Origin of the sequence: Streptomyces sp. NPDC052301, from assembly GCF_044593395.1 — a bacterium.
Lineage (GTDB): Bacteria > Actinomycetota > Actinomycetes > Streptomycetales > Streptomycetaceae > Streptomyces.
Genome location: NZ_JBIUBE010000004.1, coordinates 455,923 through 480,252, shown reverse-complemented (window position 1 = coordinate 480,252; position 24,330 = coordinate 455,923). Strand labels below are relative to the sequence as shown.

The window sequence follows — 24,330 nt, the reverse complement described above, 5'->3', positions numbered from 1 at the left end:
CGTTCAGGGCAGGGGTACTGCTGACAAGAGCCTACCTAGCTGCGGTAAGGTGGACGCGCGGAGGGTCAGGGGAAACCTTTGATTCTGCGAGCCCCGGTAGCCCAATTGGCAGCAGGCAATGGATTCAAAACCCATACAGTGTCGGTTCGAGTCCGACCCGGGGCACTTTTCCTTGGATTCCAAGGTCGCGAGATGCAAGCGGAGGATCACGTTCGCGTGGTTCTCCGCTTTTTGCTGCGCGTAGCGCGAGTCAGCGGCTCAGAGTGACCACATATACGACATCAGCACGCGCAAGCGAGCGGTGGCGCTGGTAGCGCAGGGGCGCAGCCTGAGATCGGTGAGCCGGGAGACGGGGATATCCCGGTACGCGATCCGCTCGTGGCAGGCACGTATCGAGCCTGTCGAAGGCGCCGGTAAGCCCTGCCCTCGCTGCCAAGAGGACCCCGGTCCTCCTCAGAAAGCTCCCGGCTATGCCTACCTCCTCGGGTTGTACCTCGGCGACGGCTGCATCAATGCTCACCGCAGAGGCGTCTATTTCATGCGCGTCGTCTTGGACGCCGCCTGGCCAGGAATCATCGATGCGTGTGAGGCGGCACACTTCGCGCGGTGCGCCCGGACAACAGCGTCTTCCGCGTCCGGAGACAGGGTTGTGTAGTGGTCAGCAGCACCAGCAAACACTGGCCCTGCCTCTTCCCCCAGCACGGCCCCGGCAAGAAGCACGAGCGACCCATCGTCCTCGAGCCCTGGCAGCGAGCCATCGTCGACACCCACCCCTGGGAGTTCGTCCGAGGCCTCATCCACTCCGACGGGTGCCGCATCACGAACTGGACGACCCGCATGGTCGCCGGTGAGCGGAAGCGGTACGAGTATCCGCGTTACTTCTTCTCCAACAAGTCGGACGACATCCGGAAGCTCTTCACGGACGCCCTCGACCTGGTCGGTGTCGAGTGGACCACCCTGGCCCGCGGCAGCGACCCGTTCAACGTCTCCATCGCCCGCAAAGCCTCCGTAGCCCTCATGGACACCCACGTAGGCCCCAAGCACTGAACCGAAATGGGCCCCCAAGAGGGGCCCGTGGCCTTTACTTCGGGCTGTCGTCCTCGCCGATGTGGTGGACCCGGACCATGTTGGTCGAGCCGGAGACACCGGGGGGCGAGCCGGCGGTGATCACCACGACGTCGCCCTTCCGGCAGCGGCCGTACTTCAGCAGCAGTTCGTCCACCTGGTCGACCATCGCGTCCGTGGAGTCCACGTGCGGTCCGAGGAAGGTCTCGGCGCCCCAGGTGAGGCTGAGCTGGGAGCGGGTGGCCGGCTCCGGGGTGAAGGCGAGGAGGGGGATCGGGGAGCGGTAGCGCGAGAGGCGGCGGGCGGTGTCTCCCGACTGGGTGAACGCGACCAGGAACTTCGCGCCGAGGAAGTCGCCCATCTCTGCGGCGGCCCGGGCGACCGCGCCACCCTGGGTGCGGGGCTTGTTCCGTTCGGTCAGTGGCGGCAGCCCCTTGGCCAGCATGTCCTCCTCGGCGGCGGCGACGATCTTCGCCATGGTGCGCACGGTCTCGACCGGGTATTTGCCGACGCTGGTCTCGCCGGAGAGCATCACCGCGTCGGTGCCGTCGAGGACGGCGTTGGCCACGTCGGAGGCCTCGGCGCGGGTGGGCCGGGAGTTGTCGATCATGGAGTCGAGCATCTGGGTGGCGACGATGACGGGCTTGGCGTTGCGCTTGGCGAGCTTGACGGCGCGTTTCTGCACGATCGGCACCTGTTCGAGGGGCATCTCGACGCCGAGGTCGCCGCGGGCGACCATGAGGCCGTCGAAGGCGGCGACGATGTCGTCGAGGTTGGCGACGGCCTGGGGTTTTTCGATTTTGGCGATGACGGGGAGGCGGCGCCCTTCCTCGGCCATGATGCGGTGGACGGTTCTGGCGTCGTCGGCGCTGCGGACGAAGGAGAGGGCGATCACGTCGAAGCCGGTGTGCAGGGCCCAGCGGAGGTCGTCCTCGTCCTTCTCGGAGAGGGCGGGGACGGAGACGGCGACGCCGGGGAGGTTGAGGCCTTTGTGGTCGGAGACGACGCCGCCTTCGACGACCTCGGTGCGGACGCGGGGGCCGTCGACTTCGGTGACCTGCAGGCAGACCTTGCCGTCGTCGACGAGGATGCGTTCGCCGGGGCTCACGTCGGCGGCGAGGCCGGCGTAGGTGGTGCCGCAGCCGTGGCGGTCGCCTTGGGCGCCGTCCTCGACGGTGATGGTGAAGGTGTCTCCTCGTTCAAGGAGTACGGGGCCTTCGGCGAAGCGGCCGAGCCGGATCTTCGGGCCTTGAAGGTCGGCGAGGATTCCGACGCTGCGGCCGGTTGCGTCCGCGGCCTTTCGCACGTGCCGATATCGCTCCTCGTGTTCGGCGTGGGTGCCGTGGCTGAGATTGAATCGGGCGACGTCCATTCCGGCTTCGACCAGTGCTTTGATCTGGTCGTACGAGTCGGTGGCGGGTCCCAATGTACAGACGATCTTTGCTCGGCGCATGGGTCGAGCCTAGGGCTTACCCGCGGGTAGAGAATTGGCCGCCCATGACTACTCAACACACTTTGGGTGAAGGCTTATTAACAAGTGTTGAATTGTGCGACCACTCGCTCCGATGAGCGAATTCCCTTATTGATCTACGAGAGCGGGGTCAGTCGCTTCGCCTCGCGGGCTTGGGGCAGCCGGGTGCGGGGGTCGTCGAGGCCGAAGGTCGTGAAGGCTGTCCGGGCGGCGAGGGGGTACGTCTCCTTGCCGGTGAGCGAGTTGAGGATGGTGGCGCTGCGCCAGGCGGCGAGGCCGAGGTCGGGGGCGCCGATGCCGTGGGTGTGGAGCTCGGCGTTCTGGACGTAGATCGAGCCGGTGACGGAGGGGTCGAGGACGTACCGGAACTCTTCGTCGATGCGTGGGCGTTCGCTGCTGTCGCGGCGCAGGTAGGGGTCGAGTCCGGCGAGGAGGGGGCCGAGGGGGCGTTCGCGGTAGCCGGTGGCGAGGATGACGGCGTCGGTGATGAGGCGGGAGCGGCTGTCCTGCTGGAGGTGTTCGATGTGGAGTTCGACTCGGGTGGTGGCGATGCGGCCGGCGGTGCGGACCCGGACGCCGGGGGTGAGGACGACGTCGGGCCAGCCACCGTGCAGGGTGCGGCGGTAGAGCTCGTCGTGGATGGCGGCGAGGGTGTCGGCGTCGATGCCTTTGTGCAGCTGCCACTGGGTGGCGACGAGCCGGTCGCGGACGGGTTCGGTGAGGGCGTGGAAGTAGCGGGTGTAGTCGGGGGTGAAGTGTTCGAGGCCGAGTTTGGAGTACTCCATGGGGGCGAATGCCTCGGTGCGGCCGATCCAGTGGAGTTTTTCGCGGCCGGCCGGGCGGTGGCGCAGCAGGTCGAGGAAGACTTCGGCGCCGGACTGTCCGGAGCCGACGACGGTGACGTGGTCGGCGGTGAGGACGGTGGCGCGGTGGTCGAGGTAGTCGGCGGCGTGGATGACGGGTACGCCGGGGGTGTCGACCAGTGGTTGGAGGGGGCCGGGCACGTGGGGGACGGTGCCGACGCCGAGGACGATGTTGCGGGTGTAGGTGCGGCCGAGGGCTTCGGCTTCGCCTTCTGTGTCGAGTTGGGTGTAGTCGACTTCGAACACGTCGCGTTCGGGGTTCCAGCGGACGGCGTCGACCTGGTGGCGGAAGTGCAGTCCGGGCAGGTTCTGGGCGACCCAGCGGCAGTAGGCGTCGTATTCGGTGCGCTGGATGTGGAAGCGCTCGGAGAAGTAGAAGGGGAAGAGTCGCTCGGAGTTCTTGAGGTGGTTGAGGAAGCTCCAGGGGCTGGTGGGGTCGGCGAGGGTGACGAGGTCGGCGAGGAAGGGCACTTGGATGGTGGCGCCTTCGATGAGGAGGCCGGGGTGCCAGTCGAAGCCGGGGCGCTGTTCGTAGAAGACGGTGTCGAGTTCGGCGAGGGGGTGGGCGAGGGCGGCGAGGGAGAGGTTGGAGGGGCCGATGCCGATGCCGACCAGGTCGCGGGGGGTCTGGGGTTCGTGGTGTGGGGGGATGGTCATGCGGGGGTGCCTTCTTCTGCGAGTTTCAGGAGTCGGGCCAGGTCGTCGGGCCCGGTGTGGGGGTTGAGCAGGGTGGCTTTGAGCCAGAGGCGGCCGTCGAGTCGTGCTCGGCCGAGGACGGCGCGGCCTTCGTGCAGGAGCCTGCGGCGTACGGCGGCCACGGTGGTGTCGTCGGCGTCGGTGGGCCGGAACAGGACGGTGCTGATGACGGGTCGGTCGTACAGCTCGAAGCGGGGGTGTTCCTGGACCAGTGCGGCGAACTGCTGGGCGTGTGCGCAGACTTGGTCGACGAGGCTGCCGAGTCCGTTGCGGCCGAGGGTTTTGAGGGTGACGGCGGTCTTGAGGATGTCGGGGCGGCGGGTGGTGCGCAGGGAGCGGCCGAGCAGGTCGGGGAGGCCGGCTTCGGTGTCGTCGTCGGCGTTGAGGTAGTCGGCGTGTTGGTGGAGGACGGCGAGTTCGTGGGGGTGGGCGACGGCGAGGAGGCCGGCGGGTACCGGTTGCCAGCCGAGTTTGTGCAGGTCGAGGGTGACGGTGTGGGCGGCTTGGAGTCCGGTGAGTTTGGCGCGGTGGCGGTCGCTGAGGAGGAGGGCTCCGCCGTAGGCGGCGTCGATGTGCAGGCGGGTGCCGTGGGCGGTGCACAGTGCGGTGATGTCGGGGAGTGGGTCGATGAGTCCGGCGTCGGTGGTGCCTGCGGTGGCGGCGACCAGCAGGGGGCCGGTGAAGGTGGTGAGGACTTCGTCGAGGGCGGCGGGGTCGAGGGTGCCGCCGGGGGCGGGGACGACGATGGGGTCGGGGAGGCCGAGCAGCCAGGCGGCGCGGGGCAGGGAGTGGTGGGCGTTGGCTCCGCAGACGAGTTGGACGCTGCCGCCGTGGGCTTCGCGGGCGAGGAGGAGGGCGAGTTGGTTGGATTCGGTGCCGCCGGTGGTGACGAGGGCGTCGGCGAGGCCTGCGGTGTGGGCGAGTGCCCGGGTGACGGTGGCTTCGAGGGCGGAGGCGGCGGGGGCCTGGTCCCAGGAGTCGAGGGAGGGGTTGAGGGTGGTGACGGCGAGGTCGGCGGCGGTGGCCACGGCGAGTGGGGGGCAGTGCAGGTGGGCTGCGCAGAGCGGGTCGGCGGGGTCGGCGGCGCCTTCGGCGAGGGCGTGTACGAGGGTGCGGAGGGCGTCGGGGTCGCCGTCGGCGGGGAGTACGTCTCCGAGGGCGGCGGTGACCCGTGCGGCGACGTGTTCCGGCCCGCCGGCGGGCAGTGGTCCTCCGCGGGCTCTGCCGCCGGTGTCGAGGGCGTCGAGCACGGTGTCGATCAGTGGTCGCAGGGCGCGGGTTCCTGCGGGGCCGGAGGCGAGGGGTGGGCGTGCGGTGCCCGTGGGTTGTTCGCCGTTCGTGGGCGGGCGACCGGGGGTGGCTGATGCCTCGGTCATGGGCTCTCCTCCACTCATGGCTCTCCTCCGGGCGCGGGGCGGGCGGGTGCGGCGGGATTCCGGGGTGTGGATCTCCGGGCCGGTGCGTTCCGGCTGGGGGGGGTGGAGTTCCAGCTTGTACGGGAAGGGGGCCGTGTGTCCCGAAAGCCCAACGATCGGAACCCGAAAGTGGGTACTGCCGTGCGAGGGAGAGGTGGGGGTGGCCGGGTTGGCGTCGGCCAGGGCCGTTTCTCGACGGTGTCGGTGATCTCGGCTGGTACGCCGACGGTTTCCGCGAAGCTCTGCAGCAGGCGTCCGGGCATCTGTGGGGGCGCGTGCGGGAAAAGAACGGTGCCGGCGTCGTGCGGGTCGATCCCGGAGAAGGGCAGGTCCCTGCCGAGTGCCGCGCCGATCGCCGTGCTCCGGAGGAGGGCGGCGGGGTCGTCCGCCCGGAGGGTCACGGCCTCGGCTCGTTCGGGTAGCGCGGCCCGCCGTGGGTCGCGGGTCAGCGCCCGTCGTGTCTGACCGTTCGAGCCTGGGAAGGCCGGTGTCCCCGCCGCGTCATCGGCGGGGATGAGCCGCCGCGCCCTGCGTCGGCGGGCCGGGTCCGCCAGGGGGTTTCGTTCGGATCAGGTCGGATCGGGCCGCGGCGTCCGGTGCGGTGCATCGCACGGCGGAGGACCATCCGGGTGCCGGGCGTACTCGGGTGGTCCGACGACGCGGCGAGGTGCCGCGCCGGGCGTCGCGGACCCGGGCTGATCCGAACGAAGCCCCCTAGGCGTCCGGCCGGTCCTCGCGGACGCGCAGGGCACGGGAGAGGTCGTCCAGCCGGTCGGCCAGTGTGCGGCGCAGGGCAGGGGTGGGGTCGGCGTCGCTCAGGCAGGCCTCGCCGAGGCGCAGGTTCTCGGTGTCGACGGCATGGGCCGGGAAGGCCCAGCGGCCGGCGGCCTGGGCGATGGCGGGGCCGCGGCGGGCGGCTGTGGGGACCGCGTCCGCGTAGAACCGGGGCACGTACTCCCGTAGCAGGTCGGCCTGTTCCGGCTGCCAGAAGCCCTGTGCGGTGGCCGTGAACAGGTAGTTGGACAGGTCGTCGCCGGTGAACATGGCTTCCCAGGCTGCCCGCTTGGCCTCCGGGTCGGGCAGGGCGGCGCGGCAGCGGGCGGCGCCTTCCTGGCCGCTGGCGCTGGGGTCGCGTTCCAGTTCGGCGGCGATGGCCCTCTCGTCGGTGGCGCCGAGTACGGCGAGCCGGCCGAGGATGCGCCAGCGCAGCTCGGGGTCGAGTTCGGGGCCGCCGGGCACCGTGCCGTCGGCGAGCCAGGCGGCGATGGTGTCGGGGTGGGCGGCGACGCCGATCAGGTGGCGTACGGCGATCAGGCGGAGGCCGGGGTGGTCGCCGTCCTCGGTGCGGCGCAGCAGGTCGCGGCAGAGGGAGGTGAGGGTGGCCAGGGCGGCCGGGCGGTCCTGTGGCGGCAGGTACTGGTCGGCGATCTGGCCGGAGGCGAAGGCGAGGACGCCTTGGGTGACGGCGAGGTCGGTTTCGTGCGGGAGGTGGGTGCGGGCGGTGTCCAGGTAGGCGGCGGGCGGGAGTTCGCCGTCGCGTACGGCATCCCTGAGGGCGTTCCAGACGACCGCGCGGGTGAGCGGGTCGGGCAGGCCGGACAGCCGGGTGCGGACCGCCTCGGTGGAGCCGGCGTCGAAGCGGATCTTGGCGTAGGTGAGGTCGCCGTCGTTGAGGAGGACGAACGCGGGGCGGGGCCCGGTGGCGTTCAGCTCGGCGTCTGCGTCGGCGGGGATGTCCACCTCCACGCGGTCGCGTGGCATCAGTGCGCGTTCGTCGTGCAGGTCGTGGTCGTAGATGCCGACGTTGATGCGGTGCGGGCGGCCGGTCGTGGCCGCGGCGCCGCCTTCGTGCCGGATGTCGAGGTGCCAGGTGCCGTTGTCGGCCCGGATCTCGGGGCGGAGGGTGTCGACGCCGGTGGTGCGCAGCCAGCTGTCGGCCCAGGCGGGCACGTCGCGGTCGGTGGCGGAGGCGAGGGAGTCGATGAAGTCGGCGAGGGTGGCGTTGGCGAACCGGTGCCGTTTGAAGTGGGTGTTGATGCCGGCGAGGAAGTCCTTCTCGCCGAGCCAGGCGGCCAGCTGGCGCAGGGCGGAGGCGCCCTTGGCGTAGGAGATGCCGTCGAAGTTGAGCAGGGCGGAGGCGGTGTCGTCGACGTTCTCGGGGGCGACGGGGTGGGTGGTGGGGCGCTGGTCGGCGTCGTAGCCCCAGGCTTTGCGGGTGACGCCGAACTCGGTCCAGGGGTCGGTGAAGCGGGTGGCTTCGGCGGTGGTCCGGTAACCCATGTATTCGGCGAAGGACTCGTTCAGCCAGATGTCGTCCCACCACTTGAGGGTGACGAGGTCGCCGAACCACATGTGGGCCATCTCGTGTGCGATGACCATGGCACGGGTCTGCCGCTCGGTGTCGGTGACGGCGGAGCGGTAGACGAACTCGTCGCGGAAGGTGACCAGGCCCGGGTTCTCCATGGCGCCCGCGTTGAATTCGGGGACGAACGCCTGGTCGTAGGAGTCGAAGGGGTAGGGCTCCTCGAACTTCTCGTGGTAGCGGTCGAAGCACGCGCGCGTGATGTCGAAGATCTCCTCGGCGTCGGTGTCGAGGTGGGGCGCGAGGGAGCGGCGGCAGTGGATGCCGAAGGGCAGTCCGCGGTGTTCGGTGCGCACCGAGTGCCAGGGGCCGGCGGCGACGGCGACGAGGTAGGTGGAGATCAGCGGGGTGGGCGCGGCCTGCCAGCGGCCGTCGCCGCGGTGCTCGGTGACGCCGTTGGCGAGGACGGTCCAGCCTTCGGGGGCCCGTACGGAGACCTCGAAGACGGCCTTCAGGTCGGGCTGGTCGAAGGCGGCGAAGACACGCTGGACGTCGTCCATGAACATCTGCGTGTAGACGTACGTCTCGTCGTCGCTGGGGTCGGTGAAGCGGTGCATGCCCTCGCCGGTGCGGGAGTAGCGCATGACCGCGTCCACGTGCAGTTCGTGTTCGCCGGCGGTGAGGTTCTTCAGCGGCAGCCGGCCGTCGTGCAGCGACTCGGGGTCGAGGGGCTGTCCGTCGAGCGTGACGGTGCGCAGCTCGGCGGGCTTCAGCTCGACGAACGTGTCCCCCGTGGTACGGGCGGTGAACCGGATCACGGTGCGGGAGTCGAAGGTCTCGTCCCCGGTGGTGAGGTCCAGTTCGACCGTGTAGCGGTGGACGTCGAGGAGCTGTGCTCGGTGCTGCGCTTCGTCGCGCGTGAGTACGGACATGCAGGCCATGCTGCCTGATGGGACCGACAGCGCACAGGGGCGGATCGGTACACGGCTTATGTCCGGTACGGCGCGGGGTCTCGGGTGCGCGCCCCTGGCGCCCTCTTGACGCCGGTCGTCCGCCGCTGCCCGGCGTCAGTCCTCGGCCGGTTGTCCGTTGGCGGTGTCCTCGGCGATGCGCTCGTGGTGCCGGATCACCTCGGCGATGATGAAGTTCAGGAATTTCTCGGCGAAGGCCGGGTCGAGTTTGGCGTTCTCGGCGAGGCGGCGCAGCCGGTCGATCTGGCGGCCCTCGCGCGCGGGGTCGGCGGGCGGCAGCTGGTGCACCGCCTTGAGCCGGCCGACCTGCTGGGTGGCCTTGAAACGCTCGGCGAGCATGTGGACGACGGCCGCGTCGATGTTGTCGATGCTGTCGCGCAGCCGCTCCAGTTCCTGGCGGACCTCGGGGTCCACGTCACCGGTGCCGGTGTTGCTGGTGCTCATGGGGGTCAAGCCTATGTGTTCGCGGGGCGGCGTCCACGCGGTGTCCGGAGAGTGGATCATCGGTGGATCGTGGGGGTCGGGGACGCGGTCGCTCCAGCCGCCGGGGACGGTGCGGCCCTGCTGGGCGCGGAAGCGGACCGGGGCGAGTCCGACGCGGCGGGTGAACAGCCGGGAGAAGTAGGCGGGGTCTTCGTAGCCGACGCGCCGGGCGACGGCCGCGACGGGCAGTTCGGTGCCGGCGAGGAGTTCCTTGGCGCGGCCGAGGCGGATGCCGAGGAGGTAGTCCTTGGGGCTGCATCCGGCGGCCCGGCGGACGGCGCCGCGCAGTTCGGCGGGGGTCATGCCGTGCACGCGCGCGTGGTCGGCGACGCTCATCGGGGTGCAGGCGTCTCGCGCGAGCGCCTCGAGGACCTGGTCGCCGTCCGGGGCGAGGTCGGCGCGGGCACGGCGCAGGGCGACCAGGAGTTCGTGCACGGCGGCGCCGGTCTCCACCTCCAGCAGGGGGTTGCCGCGGCGGGCGGCTCGGGCGATGCGGGCGATGACCGCCCGGGGTGCGGAGGCGTCGGAGAGCGGGACGACGGGCCGCTCGGGCTCGATGTAGCCGAGTTCGGTGTAGGTGCCGGCGGCGGGCCCGGCGAAGTCGACGAATCCCTCGTCCCAGCCGGTGCCGGTGTCGGGCGCGTAGTGGTGGGGGACGTCCGGGGTGAGCCACAGCAGTGCGGGCGCGGTGACGGTCGTACGGCGGCCGTCGGCGCCCCGGTACCAGCCGCCGCCCGCGCTGATCACGACGGCCACGTGGTGGTCGAGGGTGCGCGGGCCGACCGTGGGCAGCGCACCGTGCTGGAGGCCGACGCCGAGGCAGACCAGGCCGAGGCGGTGGTGGGCGGGGCCGGGGCTGAAGAACCGCATCCAGGTCTGGTACATCGTCGCTCCTGACGGGCCTGCTCCACGGCGGACTTCTGTCCAAGCAGCGCCGATCTTCGTCCATGGTGCTGATCACCGGAAGAGGCGAGGCTGGGGCGCATGAGTGAGTTCACGGTGGGGGAATCCGACTTCTTGCTGGACGGCCGGCCGGTGCGGCTGCTGTCCGGGGCGCTGCACTACTTCCGGGTGCACGAGGGTCACTGGCGGCACCGGCTGGCGATGCTGCGGGCGATGGGCCTGAACTGCGTGGAGACGTACGTGCCGTGGAACCTGCACCGGCCGGCCCCGGGTGGCAACCGGGACGTGCAGGCGCTCGGCCGTTTCCTGGACGCGGTCCGGGAGGCCGGTCTGTGGGCGATCGTGCGGCCGGGCCCGTACATCTGCGCCGAGTGGGAGAACGGCGGTCTGCCGCCCTGGGTGACGGGTGAGGCGGGCACGCGTGTGCGTACGCGTGACGAGCGCTATCTGTCGCCCGTGCGCAGCTGGTTCCACCACCTGATGCACGAGGTCGTGCCCCGGCAGGTCGACCGCGGTGGTCCGGTGGTCCTGGTGCAGGTCGAGAACGAGTACGGCAGTTACGGCAGCGACACCGGCTATCTGCAGGAGCTGGCCGGTCTGCTGCGCGCCGAGGGGGTCACGGTCCCGTTGTGCACCTCGGACGGCCCCGAGGACCACATGCTGACCGGCGGCTCGCTGCCCGGCGTGCTCGCCACGGTGAACTTCGGCTCGCACGCGCGTGAGGCGTTCGCCACGCTGCGCCGGCACCGCCCCCAGGGCCCGCTGATGTGCATGGAGTTCTGGTGCGGCTGGTTCGACCACTGGGCCGGTGAGCACGTCGTACGAGACCCCGAGGAGGCGGCGGGGGCGCTGCGCGAGATCCTGGAGTGCGGGGCGTCGGTGAACCTCTACATGGCGCACGGCGGCACCAGTTTCGGCGGCTGGGCGGGCGCCAACCGGGGCGGCGGCGAGCTGCACGAGGGCCCGCTGGAGCCGGACGTGACGTCGTACGACTACGACGCCCCGGTGGACGAGTACGGCCGTCCCACGGAGAAGTTCTGGCGCTTCCGCGAGGTGCTGGCCGAGTACCACGCCGAGCCGCTGCCCGGACTGCCGCCGCCGCCCGCCCGGTTGAGCGTCCCGGCGGAGGTGGCCTTCGACGGCTGGTCGTCCCTGGGGGAGGTTCTGGAGGCGCTGGGCGGCGAGGAGAGGGCCGCCCCGGTGCCGCCCACCTTCGAGGACCTGCACGTCACCCGGGGCCTGGTGCGCTACGAGGTGGACGTCCCAGGACCGCGGCAGCCGTACCCGCTGACGCTGCGCGGCCTGCGCGACCTCGCGGTGGTGTACGTCGACGGCGAGCGGGCCGGGGTGGTCACCGAGGAGGAGCCGCGTCTGAAGGAGCCCGTCGGGGGGCCCGCGCGCGTGGAGGTGTGGGTGGAATCCCTCGGCCGGGTGAACTACGGGCCGCGTTTCGGCGAGACCAAGGGGATCACCGGCGGCATCCTGCACGAGCGGCAGTATCTGCACGGAGTACGCGCGCGTGGGCTGGATCTGGACGCCTTGCCCGAGGGCGGGTCCGCGGTGCCGTTCGGTGAGCTGCCCGGGGAGGGCGCGCCCGGCCTGTACCGGGGCGCCGTCGTGGTCCGCGGGGCGGGGGACGCGCGGCTGGAGCTGCCCGGCTGGACCCGCGGCTTCGTCTGGGTCAACGGCTTCGGACTGGGCCGCTACTGGTCGGTGGGCCCCCAGCGGTCCCTGTACGTGCCCGGCCCGGTGCTGCGGGAGGGGCGGAACGAGGTGTGGGTGCTGGAGCTGCAGGAGACGGACCGGGACCGCCCTGCGCCCCGTCTCCTGCCCGTGTGACGGGTGGCCCGCCGCGCCTACAGTGGAGAGGAGTTCCGGCGTCTTTGGGGGTGCGGACGTGGCGAACGGCGGACCGGTCCAGCACGGCTTCCCGCACCTGGAGACGGTGCGGGCGGCCGTCACCGCGCTCTACAAGCGTCTGTCCCGCGACACCGTCCAGACGTTCGCGACCAGCGTGGCCCCCGCCGACGTGGCCTTCTGCGACACCGACGACCTGCATCTGGGCGCGCAGCGGGTGGCCCACGAGATCGTGCGGCACTTCCGGCTGCCGGACGCGCGGCTGATCGTCGGCTTCCGGGAGATGACCCATGCGGCGAACGTCGAACTGGCGGCGGGACCCGAGTACTTCGTCGAACTGAACGACCGTTTTCGCACCCATCGCAGGGACATCGGCGCGGCGCTCGCCCACGAGGTGGCCCATGTCTATCTGCACCGCCTCGACCTCGCTTTCCCGACGACGGCGGAGAACGAGATCCTCACGGACACCGTGACCACCTATCTCGGCGCCGGGTGGCTGCTCCTGGACGCCTACCGGGAGGACGCGGTCTCCTCCCAGAAGCTCGGCTATCTCACCCCGGAGGAGTTCGGCTACGTCCTCGCCAAGCGTGCCCTGCTGTTCGGTGAAGACCCGTCGGTGTGGTTCACCAGCCCGCAGGCCCATCCCGCCTACGTCAAGGGGATGGCCCAGGCCCGCCGGGACGAGCAGCAGCCCCCACTGACCGCGGCCGGCTGGGCGGGGCGGCGCCGCTACGCCCACGACCGCCGGCACGCGCCCGCTGTGCAGCCGGCGGCCCCCTACACCTTCAGCCCCGACCCCTCCGGTCACCTCCGTGTCTCCTTCCCCTGCCCCACCTGCCACCAGCGGATCAGGGTGCCGGTACGGGGGCGCGTCCGCGCGCGGTGCGGGTTGTGCCGGAGGGTGCTGGAGTGCGACACGTAGGTTCACGGCGCGGCGCCGGGGGCTCCGGCCCCAGGGGGGCCGGCGGGTCGGCCGAGCTGGTCGGCCGCCCCCCTCGAGACGTCCCGGCGACCGCAAGTCCTTAGTTCGATCGAACGAAACATTTCGGTAGTCTGAGCCCATGGCCGAGGACGATCCACAGCGCGCCGAGAGCGTGCAGCAGCTCATGGAGGTGGTCCGGGCCCACAGCGCAGTCACGGTGATGTTCCACGCGGCGGTCGCCGCCAGGCAGGGGCTGAACGCGACGGAGGAGAAGACCCTCGACCACCTCCAGCGGCAGGGCCCGCTCACCGCGAAGGACCTCGCCGAACTGACCGGCCTCGCCCCCGCCTCCGTCACCGGCCTGCTCGACCGGCTGGAGAACAAGGGCTTCGTGCGCCGGGTCAAGCACCCGACGGACAAGCGCCGGGTGCTGGTCGAGCTGAACGAGGAGAAGCTCGCCGAACTGACCGTGTTCTTCGACGACTGGGCGCGCGACGTCATGGAGGCCTGCGAGGAGTTCGGCACGGCGGAGCTGAGCACCGTGATCCGCTTCCTGACCGTCGTGGGTGAGCGGCAGCGCGCGGCCGCCGCCCGCCTGTCGTCGTAGGACACCCCTCACGACGCGGGCGGCCCTCCCGATCAGGACGGGCGCACGATGCCCGCGGCGCGCGCGGCCGCCAGCCACTGCGGGAACTCGGCGACGAGACGGTCGTACAGCTCGGTGTCGGAGACCCGGCGCGGGTCCTCGCCGGCATGGAAGAAGCCGGCGTTGTCCACGATCCGCTTGCCGGGCACGGCCAGGTCGTCCAGTTTGCGCAGGAACTCGAACTGCCGGCTGTGCGGGTCGCCGAAGCCGACGAACTGCCAGAACAACGGGAGTTTCGCCGCCTTGCACAGATAGCGCTCCGCGGCGAGCTTGTTGATCGGACCGCCGTCGGTCTGGAAGACGACCAGGGCGGGGGCGGTGGCGCCGCTGTCCAGGTAGTGGTCGATGACGGCGTCCATGGCCAGGTGGTAGCTGGTTCTTCCCATGTGCCCGAGCCCGGCCACGATCCGCTCGATGCGGCCCTCGTGACCGTCGAGGGCGATGTCGGTGACCGCGTCGACGTCCGTGGAGAAGAAGACCACGGGCACGCGTCCGTCGTCGTCCAGGTGAGCGGACAGGCCCAGCACCCGGTCGGCGAGCGCCTGCACACTGCCGTCCCGGTAGTAGGGCTTCATCGAGCCGGAGTGGTCGACCACCAGGTAGACGGCGGCGCGCAGCCCGTCCAGGCCGTGCTTGGTGAGCGACACCCCGGCCGACCGGTAGGCGCCGACCAGCGCGGGCGCGGTCTCCTCCATCTTGCGCAGACTGATCGCGGCCATGGCTCCCCCTCGACGTGCGGACATGCAACGACGCCTGCCCGGGTCCGGTCGGGGACGGGGCAGGCGTCGTCAGTGTTCCGTACGCCGTTGTACGGGACGTTCTCGGGTGCCGTCAGACCGCCAGGGCGCGGTCCGTCGGGCGGATCGGGGCCGGCAGTTCGCTGGCACCGGTCAGGAACCGGTCGACGCCGCGGGCGGCCGAGCGCCCCTCTGCGATCGCCCACACGATGAGCGACTGGCCGCGGCCGGCGTCACCGGCGACGAACACACCCGGCACGTTGGTCTGGAAGTCGGCGTCGCGGGCGATGTTACCGCGTTCGTCGAGGTCCAGGCCGAACTGCTCCACCAGGCCGTTGTCCCGGTCGGTGCCGGTGAAGCCCATGGCGAGGGTGACCAGCTGGGCCGGGATCTTGCGCTCGGTGCCCGGCTTGGAGGTCAACTTGCCGTCGACGAACTCCACTTCGGCCAGGTGCAGCCACTGGACGTTGCCGTCCTCGTCGCCCTCGAAGTGGGTGGTGGAGGCGGAGTAGATCCGCTCGCCGCCCTCCTCGTGGGCCGAGGTGACCTTGTACAGGACCGGGAAGGTCGGCCAGGGCTGGCTGGTCGGGTGCCGCTCGTCGTTCGGGCGGGGCATGATCTCCAGCTGGGTGACGGAGGCCGCGCCCTGGCGGTGGGCGGTGCCCACGCAGTCCGCGCCGGTGTCGCCGCCGCCGATGACGACGACGTGCTTGCCCTCGGCCGAGATCGGGGGCGCCACGTAGTCGCCCTCCTGGACCTTGTTGGCCAGCGGCAGGTACTCCATCGCCTGGTAGACGCCCTTGAGCTCGCGGCCGGGGACCGGCAGGTCACGGGCGGTCGTCGCACCGGCGGCGACGACGATCGCGTCGTAGCGCTTCTTCAGGTCGCGGGCGCCCAGGTCGCGGCCGATCTCGATGCCGGTGCGGAAGCGGGTGCCCTCCGCGCGCATCTGCTCGATACGGCGGTTGATGTGCCGCTTCTCCATCTTGAACTCGGGGATGCCGTACCGCAGGAGGCCTCCGATGCGGTCCGCGCGCTCGTAGACGGCGACCGTGTGGCCGGCCCGGGTCAGCTGCTGGGCGGCGGCGAGACCCGCCGGGCCCGAGCCGATGACCGCGACCGTCTTGCCGGACAGGCGCTCGGGGACCTGCGGGGCGACGTCCCCGGTCTCCCACGCCTTGTCGATGATCGAGACCTCGACGTTCTTGATGGTGACCGGCTGCTGGTTGATGCCGAGCACGCACGCCGACTCGCAGGGGGCCGGGCAGAGGCGACCGGTGAACTCCGGGAAGTTGTTGGTCGCGTGCAGGCGCTCCTGGGCGGCCGCCCAGTCCTCGCGGTAGGCGTAGTCGTTCCACTCGGGGATCAGGTTCCCCAGCGGACAGCCGTTGTGGCAGAACGGGATGCCGCAGTCCATGCACCGGCTGGCCTGCTTGCTGATGATCGGCAGCAGGGAGCCGGGGACGTAGACCTCGTTCCAGTCCTTGACGCGCTCACCGACGGGACGGGACTTGGCGACCTCACGGCCGTGGTTCAGGAAGCCCTTCGGGTCAGCCATTGATCGCCGCCTCCATCATCTTCTCGGTGATCTCGGTCTCGGTCAGACCGGCTCGCTCGGCGGCGTCCTTGGCGGCGAGCACTGCCTTGTACGTGCTGGGGATGATCTTGCTGAACCGCTGCACGGCCGCGTCCCAGTCGGCGAGCAGCTTCTCGGCGACCGTCGAGCCGGTCTCCTCGGCGTGGCGGCGTACCACGTCGTGCAGCCACTGCTTGTCCGTGTCGTCCAGCGCCTCGACCGCGCCGGCGTTGCCGGCGTTGACGTTGTCGCGGTCGAGGTCGATGACGTAGGCGATGCCGCCGGACATGCCCGCCGCGAAGTTGCGGCCGGTCGGGCCGAGGACGACCGCGTGACCGCCGGTCATGTACTCGCAGCCGTGGTCGCCCACGCCCTCGGAGACGACCAGCGCGCCGGAGTTGCGGACGCAGAACCGCTCACCGGTACGGCCGCGCAGGAACAGCTCGCCGCCGGTGGCGCCGTAGCCGATGGTGTTGCCCGCGATGGTCGAGTACTCGGCGAGGTGGTCTGCCGCGCGGTCCGGGCGGACGACGATCCGGCCGCCGGACAGGCCCTTGCCGACGTAGTCGTTGGCGTCGCCCTCCAGGCGCAGCGTGACACCGCGCGGCAGGAACGCGCCGAAGGACTGGCCGGCGGAGCCGGTGAAGGTGATGTCGATGGTGTCGTCGGGCAGGCCCGCGCCACCGAACTTCTTCGTCACCTCGTGGCCGAGCATGGTGCCGACCGTGCGGTTGATGTTGCGGATGGCGACCTGGGCGCGCACCGGCTGGGCCTCGGTCGCGTCGTTCGCGGCCAGGGCGTCGGCGGCGAGCTTGACCAGCTCGTTGTCCAGGGCCTTCTCCAGGCCGTGGTCCTGGGCGATCAGCTGGTGGCGGACGGCGCCCTCGGGCAGGTCCGGCACGTGGAACAGCGGCTCCAGGTCCAGGCCCTGCGCCTTCCAGTGGTCCACCGCGCGCTCGACGTCCAGCACCTCGGCGTGGCCGACGGCCTCCTCGATGGAGCGGAAGCCCAGCTCGGCCAGCAGCTCGCGGACCTCTTCGGCGATGAACTGGAAGAAGTTCACCACGTACTCGGCCTTGCCCGCGAAGCGCTCGCGCAGGACCGGGTTCTGGGTGGCGATGCCGACCGGGCAGGTGTCCAGGTGGCAGACGCGCATCATGATGCAGCCGGAGACGACGAGCGGCGCGGTCGCGAAACCGAACTCCTCGGCACCGAGCAGCGCGGCGATGATCACGTCGCGGCCGGTCTTCAGCTGGCCGTCGGTCTGCACGACGATGCGGTCGCGCAGGCCGTTGAGCAGCAGGGTCTGCTGGGTCTCGGCGAGACCCAGCTCCCAGGGGCCGCCGGCGTGCTTCAGCGAGGTGAGCGGCGAGGCGCCCGTACCGCCGTCGTGACCGGAGATCAGGACGACGTCCGCGTGCGCCTTGGAGACACCCGCTGCGACCGTGCCGACGCCGACCTCGGAGACCAGCTTGACGTGGATCCGCGCCTGCGGGTTCGCGTTCTTGAGGTCGTGGATCAGCTGGGCCAGGTCTTCGATGGAGTAGATGTCGTGGTGCGGCGGCGGGGAGATCAGGCCGACACCCGGCGTCGAGTGACGCGTCTTCGCGACCCACGGGTAGACCTTGTGGCCGGGCAGCTGGCCGCCCTCGCCGGGCTTGGCGCCCTGGGCCATCTTGATCTGGATGTCGTCCGCGTTGACGAGGTATTCGCTCGTCACACCGAAGCGGCCGGACGCGACCTGCTTGATGGCGGACCGGCGGGCCGGGTCGTACAGGCGGTCCGGGTCCTCACCGCCCTCACCGGTGTTGGACTTGCCGCCCAGCTGGTTCATGGCGATGGCGAGGGTCTCGTGCGCCTCCTTGGAGATGGAGCCGTACGACATGGCGCCCGTCGAGAAGCGCTTGACGATCTCGCTCGCCGGCTCGACCTCGTCGATGGAGATCGGGGCACGGCCGGACTTGAAGCCGAACAGGCCGCGCAGCGTCATCAGGCGCTCGGACTGCTCGTTCACACGGGACGTGTACTTCTTGAAGATGTCGTAGCGGCCGGTGCGCGTGGAGTGCTGCAGGCGGAAGACCGTGTCCGGGTCGAACAGGTGCGGCTCGCCCTCGCGGCGCCACTGGTACTCGCCGCCGATCTCCAGCGCGCGGTGCGCCGGGGCGATGCCGGAGGCCGGGTAGGCCTTGGCGTGGCGGGCGGCGACCTCCTCGGCGATGACGTCGATGCCGACGCCGCCGATCTTGGTGGCGGTGCCGTTGAAGTACTTCTCGACGAAGGCCTCGTCCAGGCCGACGGCCTCGAAGACCTGGGCGCCGCGGTAGGAGGCGACGGTGGAGATGCCCATCTTGGACATGACCTTCAGCACGCCCTTGCCGAGGGCGTAGATCAGGTTGCGGATGGCCTTCTCGGGCTCCATGCCCGGCAGGAAGGTGCCCGCGCGGACCAGGTCCTCGACGGACTCCATCGCCAGGTACGGGTTGACGGCCGCGGCGCCGAAGCCGATGAGCAGGGCGACGTGGTGGACCTCGCGGACGTCACCGGCCTCGACCAGCAGACCCACCTGGGTGCGCTGCTTGGTGCGGATGAGGTGGTGGTGGACGGCCGCGGTGAGCAGCAGCGACGGGATCGGCGCGTGCTCGGCGTCCGAGTGGCGGTCCGACAGGACGATCAGGCGGGCGCCGTTCTCGATGGCCGCGTCGGCCTCGGCGCAGATCTCGTCGATGCGCGCGGCGAGGGCGTCGCCGCCGCCGGAGACCCGGTACAGGCCGGAGAGGGTCGCGGCCTTGAAGCCGGGCATGTCGCCGTCGGCGTTGATGTGGATGAGCTTGGCCAGCTCGTCGTTGTCGATCACCGGGAAGGGCAGGGTGACCGAGCGGCAGGAGGCGGCCGTCGGCTCCAGCAGGTTGCCCTCGGGGCCCAGCGAGCTGCGCAGGGAGGTCACCAGCTCCTCGCGGATCGCGTCCAGCGGCGGGTTGGTGACCTGCGCGAACAGCTGGGTGAAGTAGTCGAAGAGCAGCCGCGGGCGCTCGGACAGGGCCGCGATCGGCGAGTCGGTGCCCATGGAGCCGATCGGCTCGGCGCCGGCCTTGGCCATCGGCGCCAGGATGATGCGCAGCTCTTCCTCGGTGTAGCCGAAGGTCTGCTGGCGGCGGGTGACCGAGGCGTGGGTGTGGACGATGTGCTCGCGCTCGGGCAGGTCGCCCAGCTCGATCTCGCCGGCCTCCAGCCATTCGGCGTACGGCTGCTCGGCGGCGAGGGACGCCTTGATCTCGTCGTCCTCGATGATGCGGTGCTCGGCGGTGTCGACGAGGAACATCTTGCCGGGCTGGAGGCGGCCCTTGCGGACGACCTTGGCCGGGTCGATGTCGAGGACGCCGACCTCGGAGCCGAGGACGACGAGACCGTCGTCGGTGACCCAGTAGCGGCCCGGGCGCAGGCCGTTGCGGTCGAGCACGGCGCCGACCTGGGTGCCGTCGGTGAAGGTGACGCAGGCGGGGCCGTCCCAGGGCTCCATCATCGTGGAGTGGAACTGGTAGAAGGCGCGCCGGGCCGGGTCCATGGACTCGTGGTTCTCCCACGCCTCCGGGATCATCATCAGCACCGAGTGCGGCAGGGAACGGCCGCCCAGGTGCAGCAGCTCCAGCACCTCGTCGAAGGACGCCGAGTCGGAGGCGTCGGGCGTGCACACCGGGAAGATGCGCTCCAGCGCCTTGTCCTCGGAGCCGAACAGGTCGGAGACCAGCTGGGACTCGCGGGCGACCATCCAGTTGCGGTTGCCCTTGACGGTGTTGATCTCGCCGTTGTGCGCGACGAACCGGTACGGGTGCGCGAGCGGCCACGACGGGAAGGTGTTCGTGGAGAACCGGGAGTGCACGAGCGCGACCGCGGAGGCGAAGCGGCGGTCGGACAGGTCCGGGAAGAAGGGCTCGAGCTGGCCGGTGGTCAGCATGCCCTTGTACACGATCGTGCGCGCGGAGAGCGACGGGAAGTAGACACCGGCCTCGCGCTCGGCGCGCTTGCGCAGCACGAAGGCCTTGCGGTCCAGCGCGATGCCCTCGCTGGCGCCGTCGGTCACGAAGATCTGCCGGAACACCGGCATGGTGGAGCGGGCGGTGGCGCCGAGCAGCTCGGGCGCGACCGGCACCTCACGCCAGCCGAGGAGCGTGAGGTCCTCCTCGGCGGCGATCGTCTCGATCTTCGAGACGGCGTCGGCGGTCTCGTCCTCCGGCAGGAAGGCGATACCGACGGCGTACGAACCCGCGGCGGGGAGTTCGAATCCGGCCACCTCGCGGAGGAAGGCGTCGGGCACCTGACAGAGCAGACCCGCACCGTCACCCGAGTCCGGCTCGGAGCCGGTGGCACCGCGGTGCTCCAGGTTACGCAGCACGGTGAGCGCCTGCTCGACCAGCGTGTGGGACGCCTCGCCGGTAAGGGTGGCGACGAAACCGACGCCACAGGCGTCGTGTTCGTTGCGGGGGTCGTACATACCCTGCGCAGCAGGGCGAGCATCCATGAACGACCAGTTCTGGCCATTCGCGGAATGCTGGGACGGCTGGCGCGGCGTACGCATCGGCTCTCCCGTCGTCGTCATGAGGCATGTGGCAGGTGCCGAGGGACGACGTTGGCCCTCTGCGAATGTGGCGAAATTTCGTGCAGGTTACATGATGGAGGGATTCCCGGGAAGCGGATACTCCGTTCCAACATGCGGACGCCACGGGGTCCGTGGCAACGGTGCCGCACGGTCCGCGGCGGGGTGCCGCACGGGGCGGCGGGGTGCCGCACGGGGCGGCGGAGGTGCCACGCGAGGGCGGCGGGTGCCGCGCCCGGCGGCAGACGTGTGTGCGGGGCCGTCGCGGACAAGATCGGTCGGATCGGCGTCCGGCGGCCCGAAGGGGGCGGGAAGAGTGTCTTCCACTCTCCCCGAGGGGTGCGGCAGGCGTCATTGCCTGCGGCGCTTACGGCTCATGCCCGGTGGTCACGCATCTGAAACCAGCGAGTAACGGCTACTTATGCGGCCCGTCGCATAAGTACCGGCGGCGCTATCCTACGGCCGTTCCGAACAGAGTGCCCAGGGCGTACGTCACACCGGCCGCCGCGCCACCGAGAGCGAGCTGCCGGAGGCCGCTGAACCACCAGCTCCGCGCGGTCACCTTGGCCACCACGGCGCCGCAGCCGAAGAGCCCGGCGAGGGCGAGCAGCACGGCGGGCCACAGGGCGGTCGCGCCGAGCAGGTACGGCAGCAGGGGCAGAAGGGCTCCGAGGGCGAAGGACCCGAACGACGACACGGCCGCGACCAGCGGCGACGGCAGATCGCCGGGGTCGATGCCCAGCTCTTCGCGGGCGTGGATCTCCAGGGCCTGCTCGGGGTCCCGGGACAGCTGCCGGGCGACTTCGCGGGCCAGGTCGGGTTCGACCCCGCGGGCCACGTAAAGTGCCGCCAGCTCGTTCTCCTCGTCCTGCGGGTGCTTGCGCAGCTCCCTCCGCTCGACGTCGAGCTCGGCCTCGACGAGTTCGCGCTGGGAGGCGACGGAGGTGTACTCGCCGGCCGCCATGGAGAAGGCACCGGCGGCGAGCCCCGCCAGGCCGGTGATCACCATGGTCTGGTGGCTGACCGACCCGCCGGCCACACCGGTCATCAGGGCGAGGTTGGAGACCAGGCCGTCCATCGCACCGAAGACGGCGGGGCGCAGCCAGCCGCCGTTGACGTCGCGGTGCGTGTGGTTGTCACGGTGCGCCTCGTGCAGCGCGGCCTCGGTTTCGATGATGGCCATGCGGGCCCCCCGGATAGCTTAGCCAAAGCTAACTTTGGACGAGATCTACTTTTCGACACCACTGAACCTACGCTCATCATTTCTTCTCCGCCAGCAAGGAAAGGCTGGGCTAACCTGCGGTTTTCGGTTGTGTCGCTCCTTCGTGCGAATGCCCGCTCAGTTGCCGAGCGGGTGACTCCGCAGCGGGGCAGGCTCCCGTCGGCGCTTCCCGTGGGACACATCAGGTCTCGCCGCATTCGTGCTCCGCCGAAGGAGGCCGCCCATGGCATCGATCGCCTGCACTCCCCCGGTCCCGGCGGCCGCAGGCGCCGGCGGACTCCGCGACCGGGCCCGTGGCGCGCTGCTGGGCCTCGCCGTCGGCGACGCGCTGGGAGCCCCCGCCGAGAACCTGAAGCCCTCCGAGATCCGCGCCCGCTGGGGCCGCATCACGGGCTACCTCACCGAGCGTCCCTCCGGCACGGACGACACGGAATACGCGATCTTCTCCGGTCTGCTGCTGGCCCGGCACGGATCGGCGCTGACCCCGGCCCACGTCGAGACGGCCTGGCACGAGTGGATCGCGGACCGGGCGGAGGGCCCCTTCCGGGGCGCGGGCTTCAGTGAACGCGGCACCCTGGAGAACCTCCGCCGGGGCCTGGCCGCGCCCATCTCCGCGCAGCACCGGCACGCCTGGAGCGACGGTCTGGCGATGCGGGCGGCGCCCTTCGGGGTCTTCGCGGCGGGCAGGCCGGCCGAGGCGGCCCGCCTGGTGGCGATCGACGGCTCGGTCAGCCACGAGGGCGAGGGCATCTACGGCGGCCAGGCGGTCGCGGCCGGGGTGGCGGCCGCGATGAGCGGAGCGGCACCGCCGGTGGTGATCGCCTCCGCCCTCGCGGTCGTCCCCGAGGACTCCTGGACGGCCCGCTCCCTGCGCCGCGCGGTGACCGTGGCCCACCGGGGCGAACGCGCGGTCCGCTCCGCGGTCGTCATCGGCGGCTATCCCTGGACCGACCTGGCCCCGGAGGCGGTCGCCCTCGCCTTCGGCGCGTACGCGGCGGCGGACGGCGACTTCAAGGACGCCGTTCTGACGGCCGTCAACATGGGCCGCGACGCCGACACGACGGCGGCGGTGGCGGGCGCCCTGGCCGGCGCCACCCAGGGCATCTCCGCCATCCCGGCCGCCTGGGCCTCGGCCATCGGCCCGGCCCGCGGCCGCTGCCTGCCGTCCATGGCGGGCCACCACGTCCTGGACGTGGCCGAACTCCTGGTACCGGAGGAGGGCGGGAAGTGGGGGGCGGGGGTGGTGCTGCCCGGCGTCGTACCGGAGCCGTTGCGGGAGCTTCCGCCGGCGCTTCACCAGGAACTCACCGGGCGGGTCGTATCGAAGACGACGGCGCCGGCGGTCGTCCCGGCGGAGCCGTCCCCGCCGGTCCCGTCCACCTCCGGGCCCGCCGAGCCGACCGGGCCCACGGATGAGCCGAACCCCCTGGTCGGGGCCGGGAACACCGGGCATCAGCACAGCGAGGGGCGCCCGTGACGCGGCACAACACCCCGGCGCGCCGGATCGAGGGGCTCCTGCTCGGCCTCGCCGCGGGCGACGCCGCCGGCTGGCCCGCCGCACGGCACCGTGCCGCCCGGATGCCCGAGTGGACCCGCCGGCTGACCCGGGAGCTGGACACCTTCGCGGAGCAGAACGCCACCACCACCCTCCCCGTCCCCATCGCCCTCAACCAGCCCCCCGAGCCGCTCCGCCTCGGCCCCTCCGACGACGCCGAGTGGGCCGTCTTCGCCGCGGAGGCGGTGCTGCGGGCCGGCGACGACGACGCCCTCGGCGACCTCAGCCGGGACCGCCGTATGCGCGCCGCCATCGACCTCACCTGGACCGCCGTGGCCGTCGAGGTCGCCGCGGCGGCGGAGCGGGCACCGGAGATCGAGTCCGCCGTACTCCCCCTGCGCGCCCGCATCTCGGTCCGCGCCGGCCTCGGCAACCTCGCCGCCGGCCTGCGGCCGCCCGCCACCGGCCACGACAACCCGCACTACTTCGACGACGCGGCCTGCGTCCGCGCCTGCGTCCTCGCCGTGGCCCACCCGGGCGAGCCCGAACGCGCCGCGGCCCTCGCCGAGTTCGACGCCCGCTACACCCAGGACGGTGACGGCGTGCACGGCGCGCGGGCCATGGCGGCGGCCCTGTCCCTCGCCCTCGCGGACGCGGACCCCGACGCCTGCGTACAGGCCGCCCTCGCCCAGCTCCCCGCCGACACGGAGATCGGCCGCAACACCCGCCACGCCCTCGCCCTCACCGAGGGCGGCGAGTCCGCCTTCGCCCTGGTCCCGCTGCTCGAGCACCAGATCGTCGACCACGTCTACAGCTACGGCATCGCCGCCGCCGAGACCGTACCCGTCGCCCTCGCCCTGGCCACGGCCGCCCGGGGCCGGATCGCCGAGGCCGTGCCCGCCGCCGTCTGTCTGTCCCGGGTCGCCGACTCCGCCCCCGCCCTGGTGGGCGCCCTCACCGGGGCCCTCGGCGGCGGCGCCGCCGTCCCGCGGACCTGGCGGGACGCCTGCCGCACGCTGCCCGGCTGCGCCCTGCCCCGCCTCACCGGCACCGACCTGGTGGAACTCGCCGGACTCCTGGAATCCGCACAACCGGCCCCTGCGGGGGGATGATTC

General features: G+C 71.4%; 14 protein-coding genes, 1 tRNA gene and 2 pseudogenes. 7 read left to right on the top strand and 10 right to left on the bottom strand.

What is annotated here, in order from left to right; translation table 11 throughout:
* The first annotated feature begins 90 nt into the window (after positions 1-90).
* Together ACIHEJ_RS13170 and ACIHEJ_RS13165 are read left to right on the top strand one after the other, a co-directional pair.
* Positions 91-165: transfer RNA gene (locus tag ACIHEJ_RS13170), tRNA-Leu, on the top strand.
* Between the two features lie 106 nt (positions 166-271).
* Positions 272-1,047 (top strand): annotated as a pseudogene (locus tag ACIHEJ_RS13165) (transcriptional regulator).
* Positions 1,048-1,081: 34 nt separating this feature from the next.
* On the opposite strand, the gene pyk reads toward ACIHEJ_RS13165, so the two are convergent.
* The 6 genes and pseudogenes from pyk to ACIHEJ_RS13135 all read right to left on the bottom strand — a co-directional run.
* Positions 1,082-2,518 carry a pyruvate kinase gene (gene pyk / locus ACIHEJ_RS13160; protein WP_400134862.1) on the bottom strand — a complete coding sequence of 479 codons (1,437 nt, stop codon included), beginning with the start codon at positions 2,516-2,518 and terminating at the stop codon, positions 1,082-1,084.
* Between the two features lie 134 nt (positions 2,519-2,652).
* Positions 2,653-4,056 (bottom strand): lysine N(6)-hydroxylase/L-ornithine N(5)-oxygenase family protein, encoded by a 1,404-nt coding sequence (locus ACIHEJ_RS13155; RefSeq protein ID WP_400134860.1) that lies wholly within the window; start codon positions 4,054-4,056, stop codon positions 2,653-2,655.
* The gene (locus ACIHEJ_RS13150; RefSeq protein WP_400134858.1) at positions 4,053-5,471 is read right to left on the bottom strand and encodes a pyridoxal phosphate-dependent decarboxylase family protein; all 1,419 of its coding nucleotides are present in this window, start codon (positions 5,469-5,471) and stop codon (positions 4,053-4,055) included. The genes ACIHEJ_RS13155 and ACIHEJ_RS13150 overlap by 4 nt, the downstream gene beginning before the upstream one ends.
* 753 nt (positions 5,472-6,224) lie before the next feature.
* Positions 6,225-8,753, bottom strand: coding sequence for an aminopeptidase N (gene pepN / locus ACIHEJ_RS13145; RefSeq protein ID WP_400134856.1), 2,529 nt, complete (start codon positions 8,751-8,753; stop codon positions 6,225-6,227).
* 126 nt (positions 8,754-8,879) lie between these two features.
* The gene (locus ACIHEJ_RS13140; RefSeq protein WP_400135141.1) at positions 8,880-9,227 is read right to left on the bottom strand and encodes a chorismate mutase; all 348 of its coding nucleotides are present in this window, start codon (positions 9,225-9,227) and stop codon (positions 8,880-8,882) included.
* Between the two features lie 45 nt (positions 9,228-9,272).
* Positions 9,273-10,151 (bottom strand): annotated as a pseudogene (locus ACIHEJ_RS13135) (helix-turn-helix domain-containing protein); the annotation flags it as partial.
* Between the two features lie 99 nt (positions 10,152-10,250).
* On the opposite strand from ACIHEJ_RS13135, the gene ACIHEJ_RS13130 reads away from it, so the two are divergent.
* The 3 genes from ACIHEJ_RS13130 (at position 10,251) to ACIHEJ_RS13120 (ending at position 13,555) form a co-directional block, all read left to right on the top strand.
* A complete protein-coding gene (locus ACIHEJ_RS13130) occupies positions 10,251-12,008 on the top strand; it encodes a beta-galactosidase family protein (RefSeq protein ID WP_400134854.1) in 1,758 nt (585 codons plus the stop codon).
* Positions 12,009-12,066: 58 nt separating this feature from the next.
* Positions 12,067-12,948 carry a hypothetical protein gene (locus ACIHEJ_RS13125; RefSeq protein WP_400134852.1) on the top strand — a complete coding sequence of 294 codons (882 nt, stop codon included), beginning with the start codon at positions 12,067-12,069 and terminating at the stop codon, positions 12,946-12,948.
* A gap of 139 nt (positions 12,949-13,087) precedes the next feature.
* Entirely contained in the window at positions 13,088-13,555 is a 468-nt protein-coding gene (locus ACIHEJ_RS13120) for a MarR family winged helix-turn-helix transcriptional regulator (RefSeq protein WP_400134849.1), read from the top strand.
* A 32-nt stretch (positions 13,556-13,587) separates the two neighbouring features.
* Here the strand turns inward: ACIHEJ_RS13120 and ACIHEJ_RS13115 are convergent, their stop codons facing one another.
* The 4 genes from ACIHEJ_RS13115 to ACIHEJ_RS13100 all read right to left on the bottom strand — a co-directional run bounded on the left by ACIHEJ_RS13115 (position 13,588) and on the right by ACIHEJ_RS13100 (position 21,681).
* Entirely contained in the window at positions 13,588-14,313 is a 726-nt protein-coding gene (locus tag ACIHEJ_RS13115) for a vWA domain-containing protein (RefSeq protein ID WP_400134847.1), read from the bottom strand.
* 112 nt (positions 14,314-14,425) lie between these two features.
* Positions 14,426-15,889, bottom strand: a complete 1,464-nt coding sequence (locus ACIHEJ_RS13110; protein ID WP_400134845.1) for a glutamate synthase subunit beta — start codon at positions 15,887-15,889, stop codon at positions 14,426-14,428.
* Positions 15,882-20,480, bottom strand: coding sequence for a glutamate synthase large subunit (gene gltB, locus ACIHEJ_RS13105; protein WP_400134843.1), 4,599 nt, complete (start codon positions 20,478-20,480; stop codon positions 15,882-15,884). The genes ACIHEJ_RS13110 and gltB overlap by 8 nt, the downstream gene beginning before the upstream one ends.
* 469 nt (positions 20,481-20,949) lie before the next feature.
* On the bottom strand, positions 20,950-21,681 hold the full coding sequence (locus ACIHEJ_RS13100) for a VIT1/CCC1 transporter family protein (protein ID WP_400134841.1): 732 nt from the start codon (positions 21,679-21,681) through the stop codon (positions 20,950-20,952).
* Between the two features lie 262 nt (positions 21,682-21,943).
* Between ACIHEJ_RS13100 and ACIHEJ_RS13095 the strand changes: the two genes are divergently transcribed.
* Both ACIHEJ_RS13095 and ACIHEJ_RS13090 read left to right on the top strand, forming a co-directional pair.
* Positions 21,944-23,197, top strand: a complete 1,254-nt coding sequence (locus ACIHEJ_RS13095) for an ADP-ribosylglycohydrolase family protein (RefSeq protein WP_400134839.1) — start codon at positions 21,944-21,946, stop codon at positions 23,195-23,197.
* On the top strand, positions 23,194-24,327 hold the full coding sequence (locus ACIHEJ_RS13090) for an ADP-ribosylglycohydrolase family protein (protein WP_400134837.1): 1,134 nt from the start codon (positions 23,194-23,196) through the stop codon (positions 24,325-24,327). The genes ACIHEJ_RS13095 and ACIHEJ_RS13090 overlap by 4 nt, the downstream gene beginning before the upstream one ends.
* Positions 24,328-24,330 lie beyond the last annotated feature (3 nt).